The sequence below is a fragment of the Citrobacter sp. RHB36-C18 genome, assembly GCF_013814485.1.
GTDB classification, from domain to species: domain Bacteria; phylum Pseudomonadota; class Gammaproteobacteria; order Enterobacterales; family Enterobacteriaceae; genus Citrobacter; species Citrobacter braakii.
In genome coordinates this window covers 130,846-152,895 of the sequence record NZ_CP057125.1, presented here as the reverse complement: position 1 = coordinate 152,895, position 22,050 = coordinate 130,846, and the positions used below count along the sequence as shown (strand labels likewise).

Here is a 22,050-nt window from a genome sequence, read left to right as displayed (position 1 = left end):
CTCACTTCACAGCGGCTGTGAACACAGACGCTGGCGCTGAATACTGACGGCATCTATACACTGCAACGCGCTGGTCGGGCAGGCTTCGACACACGCGGGTCCCGTATCACGGTGCCAGCATAAATCGCACTTTATCGCCTGCACCCGTGACGAGCGGGCGACGACATTCATTGCCCCAAACGGGCAGGCCAGCATACAACTTTTACAACCAATACAACGCGCCTGTTCAACGAAGATATGCCCATGTTCACGACGAATTGCGTGCGTCGGGCAGACATTTGCACAGGGAGCGTCCTCGCATTGATGGCAGGCGACTGCCGTCGTAAAGGCGTCGTCTTTGATCACGCGGATGCGCGGGGTAAACGCAGTGGAAGAGACCGACGCGCAGTCCTGGTTTTGCTGGTGCGCGACGACGCAGGCAACTTCACAGGTACGACACCCAATACATTTTGCCGCATCCGCCATAATAAACTCGTTCATTGCTCCCTCCGTCTGCGTGAAAACCACAGAGTGCCAGAGAGGTTGCCCCTGACGCCTTGATCGGACAGGGGAAACGGTTAAATATTGTCAGGTGCCTGAACAACTATGGCGATCCGCCTAATCGCGAACGGTAAAACCCAGCTCATTGGAAATGAGCCGGATGACGATGCTTCGGGTCTTATCCAGTCTACCGCATTGAAAAGATTGCCCTCCTTCCTGAGGACAAACGGGTGAGAATCAGAAACGCCAGGTCAGACCGGACATAAAGGTAAAGCTGTCATCACGGTCAACCATCGGGCTATTTTTAATATCATCTGGCAGCGCACTATAGTTGGCGCTGGCCAGCAGCGTCAGATTGCTGGTCAATGCGTATTTAGCGGACAGGCCAACATACGGTGTCCAGCTATCGCCAGGGGAGTAACTTGATAACCCACTACGGCGGGATTCATTGCCAGAGATGCCGTAGTAATATTCGTTGAAGTTTTCGTCATAGTAGAGCACGCCAATCGCCGGCGTCAGCGTCAGCTTGCCTATCGGCATTTGGCGAAACAGAGACATTTCCCCAACCCAACCGTTGCTGTTGTCCAGCACATCCGCTGCTGCGGAGACTTTCACGCTGCCCCATTTCTCATGGTGATACCATGCAGCACCCGCCATCGCGGTTGCGTCACGCTTGTTCAGTTGCTTCATCGCTTGATCGTCGTTATCACCCGGATCAAACTCAAGCGGCATGTACGAGGCAGTAATGCTGAATTCATTACTTTCATTTTTTGAAAGAATATAACCTAACGTTGTTTGCCTAAAATAAAATGATTCACTTTCATAACTGACAAGCGGTACTGCGTGAACGTTATCATTATATCCACGATAAGGAGATTCGTTATATACAGCGCCGCCGCCAATAGAAAATTCTGCGGCAGTTGCGCTCGCCATAAATGAAAAGGCGAATAGCGCCACAATATTGCGTTTAATTAACATGCCCACATTCCATTTTAAAATAAGATACAAAACGCGTGCATAATAATGCTTACAATTTCATCGGTGCAAGATTCATATTTATATAGTAATATATACAAACATATATATATTGGGTTTGGCGATGAACAAATTACAACTCAAACACCGGGAACTGAAGATTATTTCGGTAATTGCTGCCAGTGAAAACATCAGTCATGCCGCTACGGTTCTCGGCATCGCACAAGCCAACGTTAGTAAGTACCTTGCTGATTTTGAATCCAAAGTTGGACTAAAGGTATTTGATCGCACCACTCGACAGCTCACCCTCACACCGTTTGGTACAGCGCTGCTTCCTTACATCAATGACATGTTGGACAGAAACGATCAGCTCAATAATTTCATTGCTGATTATAAGCACGAAAAACGTGGGCGGGTAACCGTATATGCACCGACGGGCATAATTGCTTATTTATCGCAACATGTGATCGCAAAAATTCAGGATATCGGTGGAATTAGCCTCTCACTTAAAACATGTAACCTGGAACGAAAGGCATTTTTTGAAGGTGTCGACTTCCCTGAAGATTGTGATATTTTAATCACCTATGCGCATCCTAAAGATGAATCTCTGGTTGCCAGTTTCATTACCAAATATGCGGTGACGGCTTTTGCCAGCCCTGAGTATATCAAAGCACATCCTATTAGTAGCCCTGATGAACTGGAAGAACATTCCTGTATCCTGATTGATTCCATGATGATAGATGAGGCTAATATCTGGCGTTTCACTTCTGCCGGAGGCAAGGAGATGCACGATTATCGGGTGACCGGAAATTATGTCTGCGACAATACGCAGTCTGCACTGGCGCTGGCACGTAACCATCTGGGCATTGTTTTTGCGCCAAATGCGAGTATCCAAAAAGATATTGAATCCGGGTCGCTGGTTCCATGTTTCTCAGAACAACATGAATGGTGGCTGGATTTGGTGGTGATTTTCCGCAAACGTGAATATCAGCCATGGCGGGTACAGTTTATTCTTGATGAGATGTTGGCAGAGCTCCGCCAGCAACTTACTCAGGCGCTGGAACAGCAGCCTGAGTAAGCGAATTAGGGTACCAGGTTCAAAATGGTAAGCAAAATAGCCTGCGCCTAGTGATCGAGATACAGATAATGCACCCAACTGGTCATACGCAGCAGAACCTTACGCATCACCGACACATGGGTGAAGTGATCAGAATAAACCGCGACCTGCGCATAAATCCCATCAGGCAGAGCGTTCACATCCACATTATCATTCAGCTCAATCGTGGCGATCACCCCTTCCGATCCGGGCGTAGAATTTAAGGATTGCAGCGCCCCATTCGACTGGTATGTCCCCCCCGGTACGGCCGGACTGATGGCAGCCAGTTTGCCGCTGAAAACCTTACCTGGCAGGGCGTTAAACACCACTTCAGCTTCATCGCCTGGCTCCAATCGCAGCAACGAGTTTTGCCGGAACTGGGCGATAATTTGCCGTTTTTGATCCGGGATAAACACCATCACCGGACGCATAGGCAGCGCGGCGGCATAGGTTCCCGGTCGCATCAGCACCTGCGTAACGTAACCATCGCTGGGCGCGCGAACCACTGTCTGGTCCAGGTTGAACTCCGCTTCGGCTAACTGCGCTTTCAGGCTGGCAATTTGCGAATTCTCACCCTGCACCAGGCTGTCTAACTGACTCTGGATTTGCTGTTGTTCCGCAACGGAGGATTTCACCGCTGCTTCCTGTGCCAGATAGTTTTGCCGCGCCGCATCGATATCGCGTTCAGAAAAAGGATTGACCTTCGCCTGACTCCCCTGCGCATAGCGCTGGTAATCTTTAGCTAGCTTGTCACGCGTAGCCTTTGCCCGCTGCGTGTTGGCTTGCATTTCGTCTAACTGCGCCACCAGCACCTGCTCTTTATGTTGTGCGGTGACAATATCAGCTTTCAGGCGATCAACTCGTGCCTGATAACGTCCCGGATTAAGTTTAAACAGTACCTCACCTTTTTTGATCAGCGTATTCTTCTTATCCGTCACTTCCGTCACGACCCCCGTGACCTGCGGTACTACGGGAATAGAAATTACTGCCTTTTGCGCCTTAAATGTATACGGATGGTTATAATTCATCAGTAATATAAGCCCGCAAACAATGAATATACCGCCCAATGCTGCAGTGGGTACTGTCCATTTATTGGCAGGAATTTTAAAAATCTTAAATATTGACCATGCGCACGCCACATAGGTCAGAACGATCAATAAATCCATCGATATTACTCCGCCGGAGAGGTCTTCGCCTCACCCAGTTTCTTTTCCAGATCGGCAACCCTGGCCTGCAACTGGATCAGGGAAGAATCCGCGCTTTGCATGCCCCACCCGCGTTCCGGGCGATAAAGCGTTGCCCAGATCCATAAAAAGGGCCAAATGACATGTAAGGTAAACAAACTCACCCAGCCCGCGACATGTATTGCGTCAGCATGAGGATGGTTACGTTTCTTTGCAATGAGATAGGGAATATCATGCAGAATAATAATCCCGTAAAAAATGACCAGGAATACAAAAATAAGCACTCCTAATGCAAAATAATTAAGGAACATATTTGCCTCAGGGATTTAAATTGAAAACTCAGCTGTAATTTGATTTACACAATAGAGTTGATAATAGTAGTGGAATGACCAGATTGGATGCAATCGTCTTATTTATATAACGATATATGGGTTTATATATAACTGCAGAATAAAGATATGCCCGGCGCAAAACCGGGCAATAAGTGATGAGAAATTAAAATAGTCCCAGCGGTTTATCTGAGTAGCTCACCAGCAGACATTTGGTTTGCTGATAATGCTCGAGCATCATCTTATGCGTCTCGCGCCCGATACCCGACTGCTTATAGCCACCGAATGCCGCATGGGCCGGGTAAGCATGGTAACAGTTGGTCCAAACACGCCCCGCCTGAATCCCACGGCCCATCTTGTACGCCAGATTTCCGTTACGGCTCCAGACACCAGCGCCAAGCCCATATTGGGTGTCATTGGCGATTTCCAGCGCCTCTTCCATGGTTTTAAAGGTCGTGACGGCCAGCACGGGCCCGAAGATCTCTTCCTGGAAAACCCACATGTTGTTCTTGCCAAACAGAATGGTTGGTTCGAGGTAATAACCTTCTTTTAAGTCGCCATCCAGTTGCTTGCGCCGCCCGCCGGTGAGAACATCAGCCCCTTCTTTCTTACCAATATCGATGTAATTCAAAATGGTTTCCAGTTGACCATGCGACACCTGCGCACCCATTTGCGTCACGCTGTCTAACGGGTTGCCGCTGCGAATACTCTCCACCCGGCGAATAGCTCTTTCCATAAAACGTTCGTAAATAGATTCCTGTACTAATGCACGGCTCGGACAGGTACACACTTCACCCTGATTGAAGGCAAACAGCGCGAAACCTTCCAGCGCTTTGTCAAAAAACGCATCTTCTTCATCCATCACATCAGCGAAGAAGATATTGGGCGATTTCCCACCCAGCTCCAGCGTGACGGGAATAATGTTCTGCGTGGCGTATTGCATGATCTGCTGCCCAACTTCCGTTGAGCCGGTAAACGCCACTTTCGCAATGCGCTTAGACGTCGCCAGATACTCACCGATTTCCCCACCCGCACCGTTTACCACGTTTACCACGCCTGGCGGGAGCAGATCGCCGATGACTTCCATCAGCAACAGCACGGACAGCGGCGTGAGGCGCGCGGGTTTAAGCACGACGCAGTTACCCGCCGCCAGCGCGGGCGCCATCTTCCAGCTGGCCATCAGCAACGGGAAGTTCCACGGGATAATTTGCCCTACCACGCCAAGAGGTTCATGGAAGTGATAAGCCACGGTCTCGCTATCAACCTCGCTTATACCCCCTTCCTGCGCACGAATACAGGAAGCGAAATAGCGGAAATGGTCAATCGCCAGCGGAACATCTGCCGCGCTGGTTTCGCGGATGGGCTTACCGTTATCCCAGGTTTCTGCCGTCGCCAGCAGTTCCAGGTTTTGCTCCATACGATCGGCGATTTTGAACAGTATCGCCGCCCTGTCCTGCACGGATGTCTGTGCCCACTTGTCTTTTACTTTGTGCGCGGCATCCAGTGCCAGATCGATATCCTTTTTGCCGGAAGAGGCCACTTCGCACAGTAATTGCCCGGTTACCGGCGTCAGGTTTTGGTAATACTCGCCGTCCACCGGGGCAACCCAGTCACCGCCGATAAAGTTATCGTATCGGGCTTTTAACTTCAGAGGGTAACCATACTCGCCGGGATAAATACGCGTTGAAGGGGGGTTATTGGTCATGACCGTCTCCTTGCTGTAGGGGTACTACAAGGGTAGACGGGGCTGGCGAATTATTCGCCAGCCATTTACTGCTTTACGACAGGTATCACGAATTACATAGCAGCGCGATAAATCGCCATGATTTCTTCATGAGTCGCCTGAATCGGGTTAGTGAAACCGCAGGCATCTTTCAGGGCATTGGTCGCCAGTACGGCAATATCCTCTTCCTTCACGTTCAACTCACGCAGACCGTCCGGGATATTCACTTTCTGCGCTAGTTCGCGGATCGCCGTGATGCAGGCTTCCGCCCCTTGCTCTGCGCTCAAGCCAGCAACGTCCACACCCATTGCCGCAGCGCAATCACGCAGGCGAGCGGCAGCCACTTTGCTATTGAAGACCTGCACATGCGGCAGCAGCACTGCGTTACATACACCGTGCGGCAGATCGTAGAAGCCACCCAACTGGTGCGCCATTGCGTGCACATAACCAAGAGAAGCGTTGTTAAAAGCCATGCCCGCGAGGAACTGCGCGTAAGCCATGGCTTCGCGCGCCTGAGCATTGCTGCCATCTGCAACGGCGACCGGCAGGTTTTCCGCAATCATGGTGACCGCTTTCAACGCGCACGCATCGGTAATCGGCGTTGCAGCAATAGACACGTAGGCTTCAATGGCGTGGGTCAGCGCATCCATACCGGTTGCCGCTGTCAGGGACTTCGGCATGCCGACCATCAGCGAGGAGTCATTAACGGACAGCAGCGGCGTAACGTGCTTATCCACAATCGCCATTTTTATGTGGCGTACTTCATCGGTAATGATGCAGAAACGGGTCATCTCAGATGCCGTGCCCGCGGTGGTGTTAATGGCGATCATCGGCAGCTGTGGTTTTGCAGAACGGTCCACACCTTCGTAATCGCGAATATCGCCGCCGTTAGCCGCCACCAGCGCAATGCCCTTCGCACAATCGTGCGGAGAACCGCCGCCGAGGGAAATAACGCTATCACATTCGTTTTCTTTCAGTATATGCAGGCCAGCAGCGACGTTACTGGTCGTGGGATTAGGATGCGTACCGTCGAAAATTACGCTGAAAATATCACGTTCCTGTAATGCTTTTTGAATCTCGCCAGCCATACCTAATTTTGTCAGCATGGCATCCGTGACAATCAGCGTACGACGAAAACCATATTCCGCCATTGTATTCATTGCTTCTTTTAATGAATCAGCGCCGATTACATTCACGGAAGGAATAAAAAATGTTGAAGCAGCCATTGTACGATCCTTAATTACTCTAAAGAGTCAGGAAGCATACGAGTGAAATATCCAACAAAATATGATCGTGGTTGTTATTTTAATAACACCCACAATTAAAAAGCACATTAGGTTCATAATCTAATGTGCTTATTTCAATCAATATTTATTTTGTATTAATTCATTTAATTCCTGAATTAATTGTTTCATTACTTTTCGGGAAACAACAAAGCATCGCGTAATAAATGATCATTTCCCCGGCGACGCGTAAAACCAATGCGGTCAAAATATTCCAGAATCTGGATAGCCAATTTGCGTCCAACGTTAAGCCTGTCGCGGAAATCGGCAGCACAGGTCGATCCTTTCTCCTGATCCAGTTCGCGGATCATATTGGCAAAGGCCACAATCCGATCGTTACGGTAATAGCGATCTTTGACGATCGCGGTGATGATGCCCTGCTGCGCTGCTTGTCGTAACGCCACACGCATCATCTGCTCATCTGTGCCCGTCTGTTTTGCCAAATCGCGCACCCACCACGGCTCATCGCCAAAAAGCGGTTCTGCTTTTTGCCAGATAGCCTGCTGCTCTTCGCTGAAACCGGCCTTATGATCCGGCAAATGCAGCCAGCCATGATGGCTATGGATGGCGCCGCTCTCACGCATCTTTTCAATCAGCAGCAGGACCAACGCTTCGTCTTCCATCGGCAAAGCCATACGGCGCAGGCGTTCTCGCCCAGGTCCTGGTTCATCACGGTGCTGCTCGTGGTACGTTGCCAGCGTATCAAGGACTTTCCGCTGCCAGCGCGCTGCAACGGCAGCATTCAACAGACTGTATCCCGCCTGAATAAAGCCATGCAGCTCAATCAACGGACGCATACCGTTGCCGTTGAGCTGACGCGCCCAGGCGAAGTCAGGAATATTCACCGCCCCGCGCGTCAGATGCAGCGCCAGAGCTTCGCCGTCACTCTGTACCTTCTCCAGCGCTGCCAGCCACTGCAAATATTCCGGCTTACGCTTCCCGCGACGCGGCGGATTGAGCGTTACCACGCGCGCGCCAGCCAGCGTCGTGCGGGCCGAAATATCGCGTAGCACCAGACGGTCGTTATCGGCGAGCCAGAGCGGTGTATCAAACACCAGTTCCGCCAGCGTCCCTTCAAGCAGCGAGATTCTCCCGGTGACATGGCTGGCCGCGTGGTGAATATGCAGCGGTTGCCACTGCATCAGCGGCGCGGCATGCTCTAAAGAGACAATCACGCGGGTAAACGCCTCTGGCGGTGCATCGGACAGCAGCCAGTCGCCGCGGTTAAGCTCTTCTTTTTGTGCATCACCGGCAATATTCAGCGCAATACGTTGCCCCGCCTGCGCGCGATCGGTGGCCTGATTTTGCGCATGCAAGCTACGTACGCGCATCGGTTTGTTGACGCCCGTGAGCCACAGCGTGTCACCAACAGTCACCTCACCGCTAAGCGCCGTCCCGGTCACCACCAGACCCGCGCCTTTGACCGTAAAGGCACGGTCAATCGCCAGGCGAAAGCTGCAATCGCGGGCATGCTCGCGCGACGTTAATTGCTGTAAATGATCGCGCAGTTCTTCGATTCCACGACCTTCACTGGCAGCCGTCACGAACAGAACCGCATCGGCGAATCCATAGTTTTCAAGCGCAGTATGCACCTCAGTACGTACCGCGTTGATGCGATCGTCATCCACGCGATCGGCTTTCGTGAGCGCCACGGTGATCTGCGGGTTGCCCGTCAGTTGCAGAATTTGCAAATGCTCACGCGTTTGCGCCATCACGCCGTCATCACACGCCACCACCAGCAGCGCATGGTCGATCCCGCCGACACCCGCCAGCATGTTGGACAAAAACTTTTCGTGTCCGGGCACATCGATAAATCCCAGAATCCTTCCGTCCGGCTGCGGCCAGTAGGCATAACCGAGATCGATGGTCATGCCGCGCTTTTTTTCTTCCGGCAAACGGTCGGCATTCACGCCGGTAATCGCCTGTAATAACGTTGTTTTTCCGTGGTCAACGTGTCCGGCGGTTGCAATAATCATTTCAGCATCATCTCCATAAACCGGGTCTCGTCCTCAAGGCAACGCAGATCCAGCCATAAGCGACCATCATAAATTCGCCCAATGATCGGCACGGGCAGCGCACGCCAACGGGCGGCCAGTGCTTCGAGGCGGCTACCGCGCCCGTCATGTGGAGTAAAGGTTAATGCCGCGCTGGGCAGCCTATCAACAGGTAGCGAACCGCTGCCTATCTGCGATAAACAAGGCATAACGTTCAGGGCGAATTCGTCGCCGTAATGATCAGCAAGCCGTGCCTGTAATTGTTGTGCCTGCGCGTGGACAGCCTCCTGCGAGCGGGTGAGCTGGCGTAACGTCGGCAACTTCGCTGCCAGTGCTTCCGGGTGCAGGTAAAGCCGCAACGTCGCTTCCAGCGCAGCCAGCGTCATTTTATCAGCCCGTAATGCACGTTTCAGCGGATGGCTCTGTAAGCGCGCGATCATCTCTTTTTTACCGACAATAATCCCTGCCTGCGGCCCTCCCAGTAATTTATCGCCAGAGAAGCTCACCAGGCTGACGCCTGCGGCAATCAGCTGTTGCGGCATCGGCTCCTGCGGTAATCCATACTGGCTGAGATCAACCAGCGAGCCGCTGCCGAGATCCGCCACTACCGGAACATCCAGCTCCTTGCCAATAGTGGCCAGCTCTGCCTCATCCACCGACTTCGTAAAGCCTTCGATACTGTAATTACTGGTATGCACTTTCATCAGCAGACCGGTGTTTTCATTTACCGCCTGACGATAATCTTTCGTGTGGGTCCGGTTGGTGGTACCCACTTCGCGCAGAATACATCCGGCCTGACACATCACGTCAGGAATACGAAACGCGCCGCCAATTTCTACCAGTTCTCCGCGTGAAACGACCACCTCTTTGCCGTTAGCTGTGGCCGCCAGCATCAGCAAAACCGCGGCCGCGTTGTTATTGACGATACAGGCGTCTTCCGCCCCCGTCAGACGGCAGAGTAAATCCGCCAGGGCCCGATCCCGATGTCCACGCCCGGCATCATCCAGGCTGTATTCCAGCGTCACTGGCGTGCGCATCGCCTGCACCACAGCCTCGATCGCTTCTTCGGCCTGCGATGCGCGCCCAAGATTGGTATGCAGCACCGTTCCGGTAAGGTTAATTACCGGACGCAGCGCACTTTGCGATTCTCGTTCCAGCCGGGCGCAGGCCTCTTGCGCCCAGTCCTCACACCATGCCGGGAGCGCGTGCGTATCGCGAATAGCTTCTCTGGCTTCGTCGAGCATGTGACGCAGCAGGTCAACCACCCGGGTATGACCGTGAGACTCACGTAAAGCTGGGAAGGCGCTATCGCGCAATAAACGATCGATAGCAGGAAGCTGGCTGTAGAGTGAACGCATGTCGGTTGTCATGAAAGGGCCTGGCTGTTGGTGGCCCTCTCCACCGTGGAGAGGGATATCGATATAGGAAGGATTGTACCGTGACTTTGCTCAGGCGAGTATAATGTGTATCAAGCCTTTGGCGGTTCCGTACGGGCAAAACTTTCGCGTTGAAAGAGCGTTTCCACCAGTTTGACCAGACGCGGGCGATCAACACACCAGCCTGGCGCAACCCGACGGAAATTGAGATAACCGACGGCACAGGCAATCGCAATGGTTGCCAGGTTAACCGTATCCGTTTTCAGCGTACCCTCCGCCAGATAACCTTCCAGCATATCCAGACTACGGGTAATCTTCTCTCGCTGGCGTAACAGTTCGGTTTCTGACTGCTGCGCGGCGGGGCGAGCCTGTTCGCGTACTGAGACTAAACCGGCATCCATAATGCCATCGGCCAGCGCTTCCAACTGGCGTACCTTCAGCGCCGCCAGTGGTTCACGCGGCAGCATCGCTGGCGCAATATCCAGCAGTTCTATGTATTCCGCGATGATCGGAGAGTCAAACCAGTACTCGCCCTCATCGGTAACCAACGCGGGCACTTTTCCTAACGGGTTATAGCGTGCCACGCCGCTATCTGCGTTATAGGGGAGTTCATTCACAAATTCGAAGGTGATGCCCTTTTCCAGTAACAGAATAGAAATTTTACGCACAAAAGGGCTGGTATAGCTGCCAATGAGTTTCATGCCGGGTCCTTTTTGCCAACAAAAATATCAGTATGGCTCAGGTCAGTGCAAATGGCAGGTGATGACGGTCTCAATGATCCAAATAAAGGTAATGCATCCAACTGGTCATGCGCAGCAGCACTTTACGCATCACTGAAACGTGAGCGAAATGGTCGGAATAGACCGCCACCTGGGCATAGATACCGTCCGGCAGCGCATCCACATCGGCATTGGGAGCCAGCTCAATCGTGGCCAGCACGCCATCGGTACCCGGCACCACCGTTAAGGACTGTAATGCTCCCTGCGCCTGATAAGAACCGCCCGGAACAACCGGCAGAATGCTGGTGAGCTTGCCGGAGAATACCTGGCCTGGCAGCGCGTTGAAGACCACTTCCGCTTCATCACCCGGTTTAAGGCGCAGCAACGAATTCTGGCGGAATTGCGCCACGATTTGCCGTTTTTGTTCCGGAATAAATACCATCACCGGGCGCAGAGGCAGCGCGGCGGCATAGGTCCCGGGCCGGATAAGCACCTGTGTTACATAACCGTTGCTGGGCGCACGTACGATAGTCTGTTCAAGATTGTATTTGGCTTCAGCGAGTTGGGCGCGCAGAGACGCAACCTGAGATTGCTCTCCATTGACCATACTGTCTAACTGGCTCTGAATCTGCGTCTGTTCAGCAACAGAGCCTTTGACCAGCGCATCCTGCGCCAGGTAGTTTTGCCGGGCATTGTCGATGTCGCTTTCAGAGAATGGATTAACCTTCGCCTGACTGCCCTTCAAATAGCGTTGATAATCTTTATACAGGCGATCTCGTTCAGCGGAAACGCGGGTGGTATTGGCTACGGCTTCAGACAGCTGCGCTTTCATATTGTCGATGTTGTGTGTAGCGGTCACCAGGTCGGCCTGTAGCCTGTCGACCCGCGCCTGATAACGAACGGGATCGAGTTTAAATAACACCTCGCCTTTTTTAATCAGCTGATTATTTTTATCTGTCACCTCACTAACAATTCCGGTGACCTGTGGGGTAACAGGAATTGAAATAACCGCCTTTTGCGCCGTAAAGGTATAAGGGTGGTTATAGTTCATTAATAAAATGAGTCCCGCCACAATAAACACCCCACCTAATGCGGCGGTAGCAAGCGTCCATTGATTTACCGGAATACGGAATATTTTAAAAATGGCCCAGGCGAATGCCACATAGGTCAGGACAATCAACAAGTCCATGATCAAATCTCCGGAAAGGTGGAGTTATCGTTTTTTTTCTCCCCATCCAGTCTATTTTCCAACTGGGTGATGCGCGCGGCCAGCGCGGCAATTTCAGGGTCAGGTTCCTTCCCGGACGGCGTGATGTGTGACTGCATTCCCCAGCCTCGTTCTGGCTGATAGAGCGTGGCCCAGATCCACAGGAAGGGCCAAATAACATGCAGCGTAAATAAGCTAACCCAACCCGCCGTATGGATGGCATCTGCATGGGGATGGTTGCGCTTCTTAGCCATGTTATAGGGAATATCATGGATGGCGATGATTCCGTAAAACAGAACCAGAAAAACGAAGATCAGCACACCTAACGCGAAATAGTTTAGAAACATACCCGCCTCGTATTCACGCTAATCAGAGCTTTCAATTGCAGGCAGCCGAAAGGAGTCATGGCTGGTAATTTGAACATAATTGCAGTTAGTCATTTCCGCCATACCACCAGGGTATAAATTTTCAGGTTGATGGCTTGCGGGGTAGTTGCAAGAAATAGGTGATGAAACAGAATCCACTCCAGATCACACCAGGAGAAATCCAGACAAATATTTATTGCGAAGTAGATCACAAATATCCAACAAACAGCCAAAGCAAAAACGTGAACAACTTCACACTTAACGCCCATTTTTAGCCAATTCTTGACCTGTGATGTTTTTTTGTACCGATATTTTGTGATGAAAATCACATTAACTAACGCCATACACCCTATATTTACGTGACAAACGTCACATAAAAAGCCGTCGACTGGACAGTTGAACGATTCAGTGCCAGATTTCGCAGTATCTACAGGGTCCGGCTACCTCCTGCCGCTACATTAACAAACCTCGGGCTTTTAGCCTGCGCGACAGCAAACATAAGAAGGGGTGTTTTTATGTCATCCGATATTAAGATCAAAGTGCAAAGCTTTGGTCGATTCCTCAGTAACATGGTGATGCCAAATATCGGCGCGTTTATCGCGTGGGGTATTATCACCGCATTATTCATTCCGACAGGGTGGTTGCCGAACGAAACGCTGGCGAAGCTTGTCGGCCCAATGATCACCTATCTGCTGCCGCTGCTGATCGGTTATACCGGTGGTAAGCTGGTTGGCGGCGAGCGTGGCGGCGTGGTGGGTGCTATCACCACCATGGGCGTTATCGTCGGTGCCGATATGCCAATGTTCCTCGGCGCGATGATCGCAGGTCCGCTGGGCGGCTGGGCTATCAAACATTTCGACAACTGGGTAGACGGTAAGATCAAGTCCGGTTTTGAGATGCTGGTGAATAACTTCTCCGCAGGCATCATCGGGATGATCCTCGCCATTCTGGCATTTCTTGGCATTGGCCCATTGGTTGAAGCACTGTCCAAAATCCTGGCGGCAGGCGTTAACTTCATGGTTGTCCATGACATGCTGCCGCTGGCGTCTATCTTCGTTGAACCGGCGAAAATCCTGTTCCTCAACAACGCCATCAACCACGGTATTTTCTCACCGCTGGGTATTCAGCAGTCCCACGAGATGGGCAAATCCATCTTCTTCCTGATTGAAGCTAACCCGGGTCCGGGTATGGGCGTTCTGCTGGCATACATGTTCTTCGGTCGCGGCAGCGCTAAGCAGTCCGCAGGCGGCGCGGCTATCATCCACTTCCTGGGTGGTATCCACGAAATTTACTTCCCGTACGTGCTGATGAACCCGCGTCTGATCCTGGCCGTTATCCTCGGCGGTATGACTGGCGTATTTACCCTGACTATCCTGAACGGCGGCCTGGTTTCTCCGGCTTCTCCGGGTTCTATCCTGGCCGTACTGGCAATGACGCCGAAGGGTGCTTACTTCGCGAACATCGCTGCTATCTGTGCCGCAATGGCTGTCTCCTTTGTCGTCTCAGCCATTCTGCTGAAAACCAGCAAAGTGAAAGAAGATGATGACATTGATGCCGCAACTCGTCGTATGCACGACATGAAAGCGGAATCCAAAGGTGCATCTCCGCTGGCGGCTGGCGACGTGACTAACGACCTGAGCCATGTGCGTAAAATCATCGTTGCCTGCGATGCGGGTATGGGCTCCAGCGCCATGGGGGCGGGCGTACTGCGCAAGAAAGTGCAGGATGCCGGTCTGTCTCAGATTTCCGTCACCAACAGCGCGATTAACAATCTGCCGCCGGATGTCGATCTGGTCATTACTCACCGTGACCTGACCGAACGTGCGATGCGCCAGGTGCCTCAGGCGCAGCACATTTCGCTGACCAACTTCCTCGACAGCGGCCTGTACGCCAGCCTGACCGAACGTCTGGTTGCAGCACAGCGCCACAACGTGAACGAAGAGAAAGTCCGCGATCACTTGAAAGACAGCTTTGAAGAGGGTGATACCCACCTGTTCAAACTGGGTGCGGAGAATATCTTCCTCGGCCGTAAAGCCACTAACAAAGAAGAAGCGATTCGCTTTGCCGGTGAGCAACTGGTGAAAGGCGGCTACGTTGAGCCAGAATACGTCGAGGCAATGCTGGACCGCGAAAAACTAACCCCGACTTACCTCGGTGAGTCCATCGCAGTGCCGCACGGTACGGTTGAAGCCAAAGACCGCGTACTGAAAACCGGCGTGGTGTTCTGCCAGTACCCGGAAGGCGTGCGCTTCGGTGAAGAAGAAGACGATATTGCCCGCCTGGTCATTGGTATCGCCGCACGTAACAATGAACATATCCAGGTGATCACCAGCCTGACCAACGCTCTGGATGACGAATCCGTGATCGAACGTCTGGCCCATACCACCAGCGTGGATGAAGTTCTGGAACTGCTGGCTGGTAAAAAAGCTTAACCATTAAGTATCTCCAAAATAGTTCGAGCTGCAGAAAGGCGGCAACGCAGCGAATCCCCAGGAGCGTACATAAGTACGTGACTGGGGTGAGCGAGGAGAGCCAACGCATCTGCAGTTCGAAATATGAAGGCGATATCCTCTCCCTTGTGGAGAGGGTTAGGTTGAGGGAAACGCCTCACCCCAGCCCTCTTGGGTAAAAACATTAATGAAGGTTAATACTATGAAAGCATTACATTTTGGCGCAGGTAATATCGGTCGTGGCTTTATCGGCAAACTGCTGGCGGACGCGGGGATACAACTGACGTTCGCGGATGTAAACCAGGTCGTGCTCGATGCCCTGAATGCCCGTCATAGCTATCAGGTTCATGTGGTGGGTGAAAACGAGCAGGTTGATACCATTTCCGGCGTCAACGCCGTGAGCAGCATCGGCGATGATGTTGTCGACCTGATTACCCACGTAGATTTAATCACTACCGCCGTCGGCCCGGTCGTGCTTGAGCGTATCGCTCCGGCCATCGCCAAAGGGCTGGTTAAACGCAAGGCGCAGGGCATCGCCACTCCGCTGAATATTATCGCCTGTGAAAACATGGTGCGCGGAACCACCCAGTTGAAAGGCCACGTTATGAACGCGCTGGCAGATGAAGACAAATCCTGGGTTGAAGAACATGTTGGCTTCGTCGATTCCGCCGTGGACCGCATTGTTCCCCCTTCGGCTTCTGCGACCAACGATCCGCTGGAAGTCACCGTCGAAACCTTCAGTGAGTGGATTGTCGACAAAACACAGTTCAAAGGCGAACTGCCTAACATCCCGGGAATGGAATTAACTGATAACCTGATGGCATTTGTCGAACGTAAACTCTTCACGCTGAACACCGGGCATGCTATAACCGCGTACCTCGGAAAATTGACCGGTCATCAGACCATCCGTGACGCGATTCTCGACGAGAAAATCCGTGCAGTGGTAAAAGGTGCGATGGAAGAGAGCGGCGCGGTACTGATCAAACGCTATGGCTTTGATGCAGCAAAACATGCGGCATACATTCAGAAAATCCTCGGTCGCTTTGAAAACCCGTATCTGAAAGATGACGTTGAGCGCGTGGGTCGTCAGCCGCTGCGTAAACTGAGCGCGGGCGATCGTCTGATTAAACCGCTGCTGGGCACGCTGGAGTATGGCCTGCCGCACGCGAATCTGGTCACCGGTATTGCTGCAGCGATGCACTATCGCAGTGAAGAAGATCCGCAGGCCCAGGAACTGGCCGCGCTGATTGACGAAAAAGGTCCACAGGCCGCGCTGGCACAGGTTTCCGGTCTGGATGCCAACAGTGATGTGGTGGCGGAGGCGGTTAACGCATATAACGCAACCAAATGATAGAGAATGTGGCGCAGGTCAGCCTGCGCCCAAATGACAGATTGTCAGATATGCAGGCAATAATGGAACAAACGCAGGCCTTTGAAAATCGTGTGCTTGAGCGTCTGAATGCTGGCAAAACCGTACGCAGCTTCCTCATCACCGCCGTAGAACTGCTCACCGAAGCGGTGGATATCCTTGTGCTTCAGGTATTTCGCAAAGACGACTATGCGGTAAAATATGCCGTAGAACCCCTACTCGACGGCGACGGTCCGCTGGGCGATCTTTCCGTTCGTCTGAAGCTAATTTACGGTCTGGGCGTACTCAGCCGGCCGGAGTATGAAGATGCGGAGCTTCTGATGGCGCTGCGGGAAGAGTTAAACCATGACGGTAATGAATACGCGTTCACCGACGACGAAATTCTTGGCCCGTTTGGCGAACTCCACTGCGTGACGGCACTCCCGCCGCCACCGCAGTTTGATACCTCAGACTCAGGTTTGCACGCAATGCAGATTCAGCGCTACCAGCAGATGGTACGCTCCACGATGGTACTTTCCCTGACCGAGCTGATTTCTAAAATCAGCTTAAAAAAAGCCTTTCAAAAATAAGACCCTGCAGGCTTACTTCTCTTCCTGCTGCGGTCGATACAGCTGCCGATAATACGCCAGACGTTGCAGATACAACTGCGCATTCTCCTGCGGTATTTCAGTAGGGACAACGTTGCGCGGTGGTGTTTTATTCAGATATTCGCGAAAAGCCTGGCTTGAAGCCATAAAATCGACCGTCTTATCAATAAGGGCCGAAACGTTCTCACCTATTTTCGCCATAATCTTCCCTCCTCCATGTATTAACCGCGCTCAGCCTGCGCGGTTGCTCATTTAAGTTTAGGATCGGTTGGGCGATTATATTGAGGAAAACGTGCTTCACTATGAACCCGTCAATAAAAAGCACCACGGCCGACCTTATCACTTAAAATTCCATATTAATCAAAATATTAGTATTTTCATTAGCTGAATAATACTTGCAACATTTGATTATTTATCTTCGATTAGTTGTGAATAATCCCGCTCTGCGCGCATACTATAGGATATTCATCCTATTTTTATCAGAAGCTATCCTATGAAAGAAGTCGAAAAAAACGAAATTAAACGCCTGAGCGATCGTCTGGACGCTATCCGCCACCAGCAGGCAGACCTGTCCCTGGTTGAAGCCGCCGACAAATATGCCGAGCTGGAGCAAGAGAAAGAAACGCTGGAAACCGAGATCGCGCGTCTGCGTGACGTCCACGGCCAGAAGCTGAGCAAAGAAGCGCAAAAGCTGGCGAAACTTCCTTTCCGTCGTGCGATCACCAAAAAAGAACAGGCCGACATGGGCAAGCTGAAGAAGAGCGTGCGCGGCCTGATCGTCGTTCACCCGATGACCGAGCTTGGCCGTGAAATGGGCCTGAAAGAGATGACGGGCTTCGCGAAGAGCGAGTTCTGATCTCCCACCGGGCAACATTCGCTTGCCCGGTCCTTCCCTTCCCTCGCAATTGGCCCTACCAATTTCAGCCAGATCCTACCAGCACCTCACATTTCATTAAAATGTGCGAACAATACCGTTGCCAATAAATAACATTTGATTAACCATTCATTGTCATTACCCCTACACAACAATATTGGCAGGGCCACTTTTACACATAATGTGACCAGGAGATGAGCACAGACTCATTCCATTATGTCGGCGGCCCCCAGGAGACCTGCAATGAATCTCTGGCAACAGAACTACGACCCGGCCGGTAACATCTGGCTTTCCAGTCTGATCGCATCGCTCCCTATCCTGTTCTTTTTCTTCGCCCTGATTAAGCTCAAGCTGAAAGGCTATGTTGCGGCGTCATGGACGGTGGTGATCGCTCTGACGGTCGCCCTGCTGTTTTACAAAATGCCGGTCGATCACGCTCTGGCTTCCGTGGTATACGGCTTCTTCTATGGTTTGTGGCCAATTGCCTGGATCATTATCGCCGCGGTATTCGTCTATAAAATCTCGGTGAAAACCGGGCAGTTCGACATCATCCGCTCCTCAATACTCTCGATTACCCCGGACCAACGTCTGCAAATGCTGATTGTCGGTTTCTCCTTTGGGGCATTCCTCGAAGGGGCGGCAGGATTTGGCGCTCCGGTAGCGATTACCGCCGCACTGCTGGTTGGTCTGGGCTTTAATCCTCTGTACGCGGCAGGTTTGTGTCTGATCGTAAACACCGCTCCGGTCGCTTTTGGCGCAATGGGCATTCCGATTCTGGTTGCCGGTCAGGTTACCGGGCTGGATAGCTTCGAGATTGGTCAGATGGTGGGCCGTCAGTTACCGTTCCTGACCATTATCGTGTTGTTCTGGATTATGGCGATTATGGATGGCTGGCGCGGCGTAAAAGAGACCTGGCCTGCGGTGATGGTCGCTGGCGGCTCGTTTGCTATCGCGCAGTACCTCAGCTCTAACTTTATCGGGCCGGAACTGCCGGACATTATCTCGTCTCTGGTTTCGCTGGTCTGCCTGACGCTGTTCCTGAAACGCTGGCAGCCAGTACGCATCTTCCGCTTTGGCGATATGGGCGCTTCACAGGTCGATCAGACGCTGGCTCGCACCCACTATACCGCTGGACAGGTGGTCCGCGCCTGGTCTCCGTTCCTGTTCCTGACCGCCACCGTCACGCTGTGGAGCGTACCGCCGTTTAAAGCGCTGTTTGCGCCTGGCGGCGCGATGTACCACTGGGTGGTCAATATTCCGGTTCCGTACCTCGATAAGCTGGTTGCCCGTATGCCGCCGGTCGTACACGAAGCCACAGCCTACGCGGCGGTGTATAAATTTGACTGGTTCTCCGCAACCGGTACCGCGATTTTGTTTGCCGCCCTGCTGTCTATCGTCTGGTTGAAGATGAAGCCGTCCGCAGCGCTGCAGACTTTTGGCAGCACGCTGAAAGATCTGGCATTACCTATTTACTCCATCGGAATGGTGCTGGCATTCGCGTTTATCTCAAACTACTCCGGGCTTTCATCAACCCTGGCGTTGGCCCTGGCACACACCGGCAGCGCGTTTACCTTCTTCTCACCGTTTCTCGGCTGGCTGGGGGTATTTCTGACCGGGTCCGACACCTCATCAAACGCACTGTTTGCCGCCCTGCAGGCTACGGCTGCTCAGCAAATCGGCGTTTCGGATGTGCTGATGGTTGCGGCAAATACCACCGGCGGCGTGACCGGCAAGATGATCTCGCCGCAATCTATCGCTATTGCCTGTGCGGCAGTGGGATTAGTGGGGAAAGAGTCTGACCTGTTCCGCTTTACCGTGAAACACAGCCTGATTTTCACCTGCATGGTGGGTGTGATTACCACGCTGCAGGCCTATGTCTTAACCTGGATGATTCCATGATAGTGATGCCCAGACGCCTGTCAGACGAAGTCGCATCTCGTGTGCGGGCGCTGATTGAAGAACAACAGCTGGAGGCGGGCATGAAGTTGCCCGCTGAGCGCCAACTGGCCGTACAGCTCGGCGTATCGCGTAACTCGCTGCGCGAGGCGTTAGCAAAGCTGGTCAGTGAAGGCGTACTGATTAGCCGTCGTGGCGGCGGGACGTTTATCCGCTGGCAGCATGAGGCCTGGTCTGAACAAAACATCGTTCAGCCGCTGAAAACCCTACTGGCGGACGATCCTGATTACAGTTTCGATATTCTGGAGGCCCGCCACGCCATCGAAGCCAGTACCGCCTGGCACGCAGCCATGCGGGCCACCGCCGCGGATAAAGAGAAAATCAGGCTCTGTTTCGAGGCCACGCAAAGCGAAGATCCGGATCTCGCCTCGCAGGCTGACGTTCGCTTTCATCTCGCCATTGCGGAAGCCTCGCACAACGTGGTGCTGTTGCAGACCATGCGCGGTTTCTTCGACGTCCTGCAGTCTTCGGTAAAACAGAGCCGCCAACGTATGTACCTGGTACCGCCCGTATTTTCTCAACTGACGGCGCAGCATCAGGCCGTGCTGGACGCCATTGTTGCCGGGGATGCCGACGGGGCGCGTAAGGCCATGATGGCGCACCTCAGTTTTGTCCACACCACAATTAAACGATTTGATGAAGATCAGGCCCGGCAGGCGCGTATTACTCGCCTGCCCGGTGATCCTGGTGAGAATAGCAGGGAGAACAACACATGATTATTTCAGCAGCCAGCGACTATCGCGCCGCAGCCCAGCGCATCCTGCCCCCCTTCTTGTTCCACTATATTGACGGCGGGGCGTATGCCGAGCACACCTTGCGCCGTAACGTGGCAGACCTGTCAGAGGTGGCGCTGCGCCAGCGCGTACTGAAGAATATGTCTGACCTGAGCCTGGAAACCAAGCTGTTCAACGAAACACTCTCCATGCCGGTAGCCCTCGCGCCTGTCGGTTTGTGCGGCATGTACGCACGCCGGGGCGAGGTTCAGGCCGCCGCCGCCGCTGATGCCAAAGGCATTCCGTTTACGCTTTCCACAGTGTCCGTATGTCCGATTGAAGAAGTCGCCCCGACCATCAAGCGTCCGATGTGGTTCCAGCTGTATGTTCTGCGCGATCGCGGTTTTATGCGTAACGCACTGGAGCGCGCCAAAGCGGCGGGTTGCTCCACGCTGGTCTTTACCGTCGATATGCCAACGCCTGGCGCACGCTACCGTGATGCCCATTCCGGTATGAGCGGCCCAAATGCGGCACTGCGTCGCTACTGGCAAGCAGTCACTCATCCACAGTGGGCATGGGACGTTGGTCTGAACGGTCGCCCGCATGATTTAGGCAATATTTCGACTTATCTGGGCAAACCCACCGGCCTTGAAGATTACATCGGCTGGCTGGCGAATAACTTCGATCCGTCGATTTCCTGGAAAGACCTCGAGTGGATCCGTGAATTCTGGGATGGTCCGATGGTGATCAAAGGGATCCTCGATCCTGAAGATGCCCGCGACGCCGTACGCTTTGGCGCGGATGGCATCGTTGTCTCTAACCACGGTGGCCGTCAGTTAGATGGCGTGCTGTCTTCAGCTCGTGCGCTGCCCGCCATTGCCGATGCGGTGAAAGGCGATATCACCATTCTGGCTGATAGCGGGATCCGCAATGGTCTGGACGTTGTACGCATGATAGCGCTGGGCGCGGATAGCGTGCTGCTGGGGCGTGCTTATCTGTACGCGCTGGCGACCCACGGCCAGGCCGGTGTGGCGAATCTGCTGAACCTGATCGAGAAAGAGATGAAGGTGGCGATGACCCTGACCGGTGCGAAGTCGATTAGCGAAATCAGCCGTGATTCGCTGGTACAGGAACTGGGTAAGAGCCTGCCTGCCGCGCTGGCACCTCTGGTCCAGGGTAGCGCAGCGTAACAACATCCCCGTAAACCCCATTTTCTGAATGGTCGGTCTGTTTTCAGCCCGACCATTTTTTATCCAAAAATAACGACTAGTTAACATTTACAACCAATATATTTGACAACTTTTTATCCACCTGCCAAATGTATAGACAAGCTAATACAACAGCATTTTATACATATAACAACCATCATA

Annotated in this window: 20 protein-coding genes; 8 read left to right on the top strand and 12 right to left on the bottom strand. The window is 52.7% G+C overall.

What is annotated here, in order from left to right; translation table 11 throughout:
- Positions 1-6: 6 nt before the first annotated feature.
- On the bottom strand, positions 7-480 hold the full coding sequence (locus HVZ52_RS00720) for a 4Fe-4S dicluster domain-containing protein (RefSeq protein WP_181598756.1): 474 nt from the start codon (positions 478-480) through the stop codon (positions 7-9).
- 237 nt (positions 481-717) lie between these two features.
- Positions 718-1,458, bottom strand: a complete 741-nt coding sequence (locus HVZ52_RS00715; RefSeq protein WP_181598755.1) for a MipA/OmpV family protein — start codon at positions 1,456-1,458, stop codon at positions 718-720.
- A gap of 121 nt (positions 1,459-1,579) precedes the next feature.
- Here HVZ52_RS00715 and HVZ52_RS00710 point away from each other — a divergent pair, with 121 nt between their 5' ends.
- The gene (locus HVZ52_RS00710; protein ID WP_047501322.1) at positions 1,580-2,533 is read left to right on the top strand and encodes a LysR family transcriptional regulator; all 954 of its coding nucleotides are present in this window, start codon (positions 1,580-1,582) and stop codon (positions 2,531-2,533) included.
- Between the two features lie 47 nt (positions 2,534-2,580).
- On the opposite strand, the gene HVZ52_RS00705 is transcribed toward HVZ52_RS00710, so the two are convergent.
- The 9 genes from HVZ52_RS00705 to HVZ52_RS00665 all read right to left on the bottom strand — a co-directional run bounded on the left by HVZ52_RS00705 (position 2,581) and on the right by HVZ52_RS00665 (position 12,713).
- Positions 2,581-3,717, bottom strand: coding sequence for an HlyD family secretion protein (locus tag HVZ52_RS00705; RefSeq protein WP_016154946.1), 1,137 nt, complete (start codon positions 3,715-3,717; stop codon positions 2,581-2,583).
- A 5-nt stretch (positions 3,718-3,722) separates the two neighbouring features.
- Positions 3,723-4,046 (bottom strand): DUF3302 domain-containing protein, encoded by a 324-nt coding sequence (locus HVZ52_RS00700; RefSeq protein ID WP_003024200.1) that lies wholly within the window; start codon positions 4,044-4,046, stop codon positions 3,723-3,725.
- Positions 4,047-4,230: 184 nt separating this feature from the next.
- A complete protein-coding gene (aldB, locus tag HVZ52_RS00695; protein ID WP_181598754.1) occupies positions 4,231-5,769 on the bottom strand; it encodes an aldehyde dehydrogenase AldB in 1,539 nt (512 codons plus the stop codon).
- A 92-nt stretch (positions 5,770-5,861) separates the two neighbouring features.
- Complete coding sequence (gene yiaY / locus HVZ52_RS00690) at positions 5,862-7,013, bottom strand: L-threonine dehydrogenase (protein WP_137380157.1); 1,152 nt, start codon at positions 7,011-7,013, stop codon at positions 5,862-5,864.
- 188 nt (positions 7,014-7,201) lie between these two features.
- Positions 7,202-9,046, bottom strand: coding sequence for a selenocysteine-specific translation elongation factor (selB, locus tag HVZ52_RS00685; protein ID WP_016157738.1), 1,845 nt, complete (start codon positions 9,044-9,046; stop codon positions 7,202-7,204).
- Positions 9,043-10,434, bottom strand: a complete 1,392-nt coding sequence (selA, locus tag HVZ52_RS00680; RefSeq protein WP_016154951.1) for an L-seryl-tRNA(Sec) selenium transferase — start codon at positions 10,432-10,434, stop codon at positions 9,043-9,045. Before selA ends, selB begins: the two co-directional genes overlap by 4 nt.
- A gap of 98 nt (positions 10,435-10,532) precedes the next feature.
- Positions 10,533-11,141 carry a glutathione S-transferase gene (locus HVZ52_RS00675; RefSeq protein WP_016157739.1) on the bottom strand — a complete coding sequence of 203 codons (609 nt, stop codon included), beginning with the start codon at positions 11,139-11,141 and terminating at the stop codon, positions 10,533-10,535.
- A 70-nt stretch (positions 11,142-11,211) separates the two neighbouring features.
- On the bottom strand, positions 11,212-12,348 hold the full coding sequence (locus HVZ52_RS00670) for an HlyD family secretion protein (protein ID WP_016157740.1): 1,137 nt from the start codon (positions 12,346-12,348) through the stop codon (positions 11,212-11,214).
- A gap of 2 nt (positions 12,349-12,350) precedes the next feature.
- The gene (locus HVZ52_RS00665) at positions 12,351-12,713 is read right to left on the bottom strand and encodes a DUF3302 domain-containing protein (protein ID WP_016154955.1); all 363 of its coding nucleotides are present in this window, start codon (positions 12,711-12,713) and stop codon (positions 12,351-12,353) included.
- 533 nt (positions 12,714-13,246) lie between these two features.
- Here HVZ52_RS00665 and mtlA point away from each other — a divergent pair.
- The 3 genes from mtlA to mtlR all read left to right on the top strand — a co-directional run bounded on the left by mtlA (position 13,247) and on the right by mtlR (position 17,119).
- A complete protein-coding gene (gene mtlA, locus HVZ52_RS00660) occupies positions 13,247-15,163 on the top strand; it encodes a PTS mannitol transporter subunit IICBA (RefSeq protein ID WP_016154956.1) in 1,917 nt (638 codons plus the stop codon).
- A gap of 220 nt (positions 15,164-15,383) precedes the next feature.
- Positions 15,384-16,532, top strand: a complete 1,149-nt coding sequence (gene mtlD, locus HVZ52_RS00655; RefSeq protein ID WP_181598753.1) for a mannitol-1-phosphate 5-dehydrogenase — start codon at positions 15,384-15,386, stop codon at positions 16,530-16,532.
- Complete coding sequence (mtlR, locus tag HVZ52_RS00650; RefSeq protein WP_016157742.1) at positions 16,529-17,119, top strand: mannitol operon repressor MtlR; 591 nt, start codon at positions 16,529-16,531, stop codon at positions 17,117-17,119. The genes mtlD and mtlR overlap by 4 nt, the downstream gene beginning before the upstream one ends.
- A 12-nt stretch (positions 17,120-17,131) precedes the next feature.
- On the opposite strand, the gene HVZ52_RS00645 is transcribed toward mtlR, so the two are convergent.
- The gene (locus tag HVZ52_RS00645; RefSeq protein ID WP_016154958.1) at positions 17,132-17,338 is read right to left on the bottom strand and encodes a hypothetical protein; all 207 of its coding nucleotides are present in this window, start codon (positions 17,336-17,338) and stop codon (positions 17,132-17,134) included.
- Positions 17,339-17,630: 292 nt separating this feature from the next.
- On the opposite strand from HVZ52_RS00645, the gene HVZ52_RS00640 reads away from it, so the two are divergent.
- From HVZ52_RS00640 to lldD, 4 genes are all read left to right on the top strand, one after another.
- The gene (locus tag HVZ52_RS00640; RefSeq protein WP_016154959.1) at positions 17,631-17,993 is read left to right on the top strand and encodes a YibL family ribosome-associated protein; all 363 of its coding nucleotides are present in this window, start codon (positions 17,631-17,633) and stop codon (positions 17,991-17,993) included.
- A 261-nt stretch (positions 17,994-18,254) separates the two neighbouring features.
- Entirely contained in the window at positions 18,255-19,910 is a 1,656-nt protein-coding gene (gene lldP, locus HVZ52_RS00635) for an L-lactate permease (protein ID WP_016154960.1), read from the top strand.
- A complete protein-coding gene (gene lldR / locus HVZ52_RS00630) occupies positions 19,907-20,683 on the top strand; it encodes a transcriptional regulator LldR (RefSeq protein ID WP_003024170.1) in 777 nt (258 codons plus the stop codon). The genes lldP and lldR overlap by 4 nt, the downstream gene beginning before the upstream one ends.
- On the top strand, positions 20,680-21,870 hold the full coding sequence (gene lldD / locus HVZ52_RS00625) for an FMN-dependent L-lactate dehydrogenase LldD (RefSeq protein ID WP_016154962.1): 1,191 nt from the start codon (positions 20,680-20,682) through the stop codon (positions 21,868-21,870). Before lldR ends, lldD begins: the two co-directional genes overlap by 4 nt.
- Positions 21,871-22,050 lie beyond the last annotated feature (180 nt).

Coding starts and splice junctions, on each gene's coding strand:
- aldB (WP_181598754.1), bottom strand. CDS start 5,769: ATGACCAATAACCCCCCTTCAACGCGTATTTATCCCGGCGAGTATGGT.
- HVZ52_RS00645 (WP_016154958.1), bottom strand. CDS start 17,338: ATGGCGAAAATAGGTGAGAACGTTTCGGCCCTTATTGATAAGACGGTC.
- HVZ52_RS00710 (WP_047501322.1), top strand. CDS start 1,580: ATGAACAAATTACAACTCAAACACCGGGAACTGAAGATTATTTCGGTA.
- HVZ52_RS00720 (WP_181598756.1), bottom strand. CDS start 480: ATGAACGAGTTTATTATGGCGGATGCGGCAAAATGTATTGGGTGTCGT.
- lldP (WP_016154960.1), top strand. CDS start 18,255: ATGAATCTCTGGCAACAGAACTACGACCCGGCCGGTAACATCTGGCTT.
- mtlD (WP_181598753.1), top strand. CDS start 15,384: ATGAAAGCATTACATTTTGGCGCAGGTAATATCGGTCGTGGCTTTATC.
- yiaY (WP_137380157.1), bottom strand. CDS start 7,013: ATGGCTGCTTCAACATTTTTTATTCCTTCCGTGAATGTAATCGGCGCT.
- HVZ52_RS00715 (WP_181598755.1), bottom strand. CDS start 1,458: ATGTTAATTAAACGCAATATTGTGGCGCTATTCGCCTTTTCATTTATG.
- selB (WP_016157738.1), bottom strand. CDS start 9,046: ATGATTATTGCAACCGCCGGACACGTTGACCACGGAAAAACAACGTTA.
- HVZ52_RS00705 (WP_016154946.1), bottom strand. CDS start 3,717: ATGGATTTATTGATCGTTCTGACCTATGTGGCGTGCGCATGGTCAATA.
- HVZ52_RS00670 (WP_016157740.1), bottom strand. CDS start 12,348: ATGGACTTGTTGATTGTCCTGACCTATGTGGCATTCGCCTGGGCCATT.
- mtlA (WP_016154956.1), top strand. CDS start 13,247: ATGTCATCCGATATTAAGATCAAAGTGCAAAGCTTTGGTCGATTCCTC.
- HVZ52_RS00675 (WP_016157739.1), bottom strand. CDS start 11,141: ATGAAACTCATTGGCAGCTATACCAGCCCTTTTGTGCGTAAAATTTCT.
- HVZ52_RS00700 (WP_003024200.1), bottom strand. CDS start 4,046: ATGTTCCTTAATTATTTTGCATTAGGAGTGCTTATTTTTGTATTCCTG.
- HVZ52_RS00640 (WP_016154959.1), top strand. CDS start 17,631: ATGAAAGAAGTCGAAAAAAACGAAATTAAACGCCTGAGCGATCGTCTG.
- lldD (WP_016154962.1), top strand. CDS start 20,680: ATGATTATTTCAGCAGCCAGCGACTATCGCGCCGCAGCCCAGCGCATC.
- HVZ52_RS00665 (WP_016154955.1), bottom strand. CDS start 12,713: ATGTTTCTAAACTATTTCGCGTTAGGTGTGCTGATCTTCGTTTTTCTG.
- mtlR (WP_016157742.1), top strand. CDS start 16,529: ATGATAGAGAATGTGGCGCAGGTCAGCCTGCGCCCAAATGACAGATTG.
- selA (WP_016154951.1), bottom strand. CDS start 10,434: ATGACAACCGACATGCGTTCACTCTACAGCCAGCTTCCTGCTATCGAT.
- lldR (WP_003024170.1), top strand. CDS start 19,907: ATGATAGTGATGCCCAGACGCCTGTCAGACGAAGTCGCATCTCGTGTG.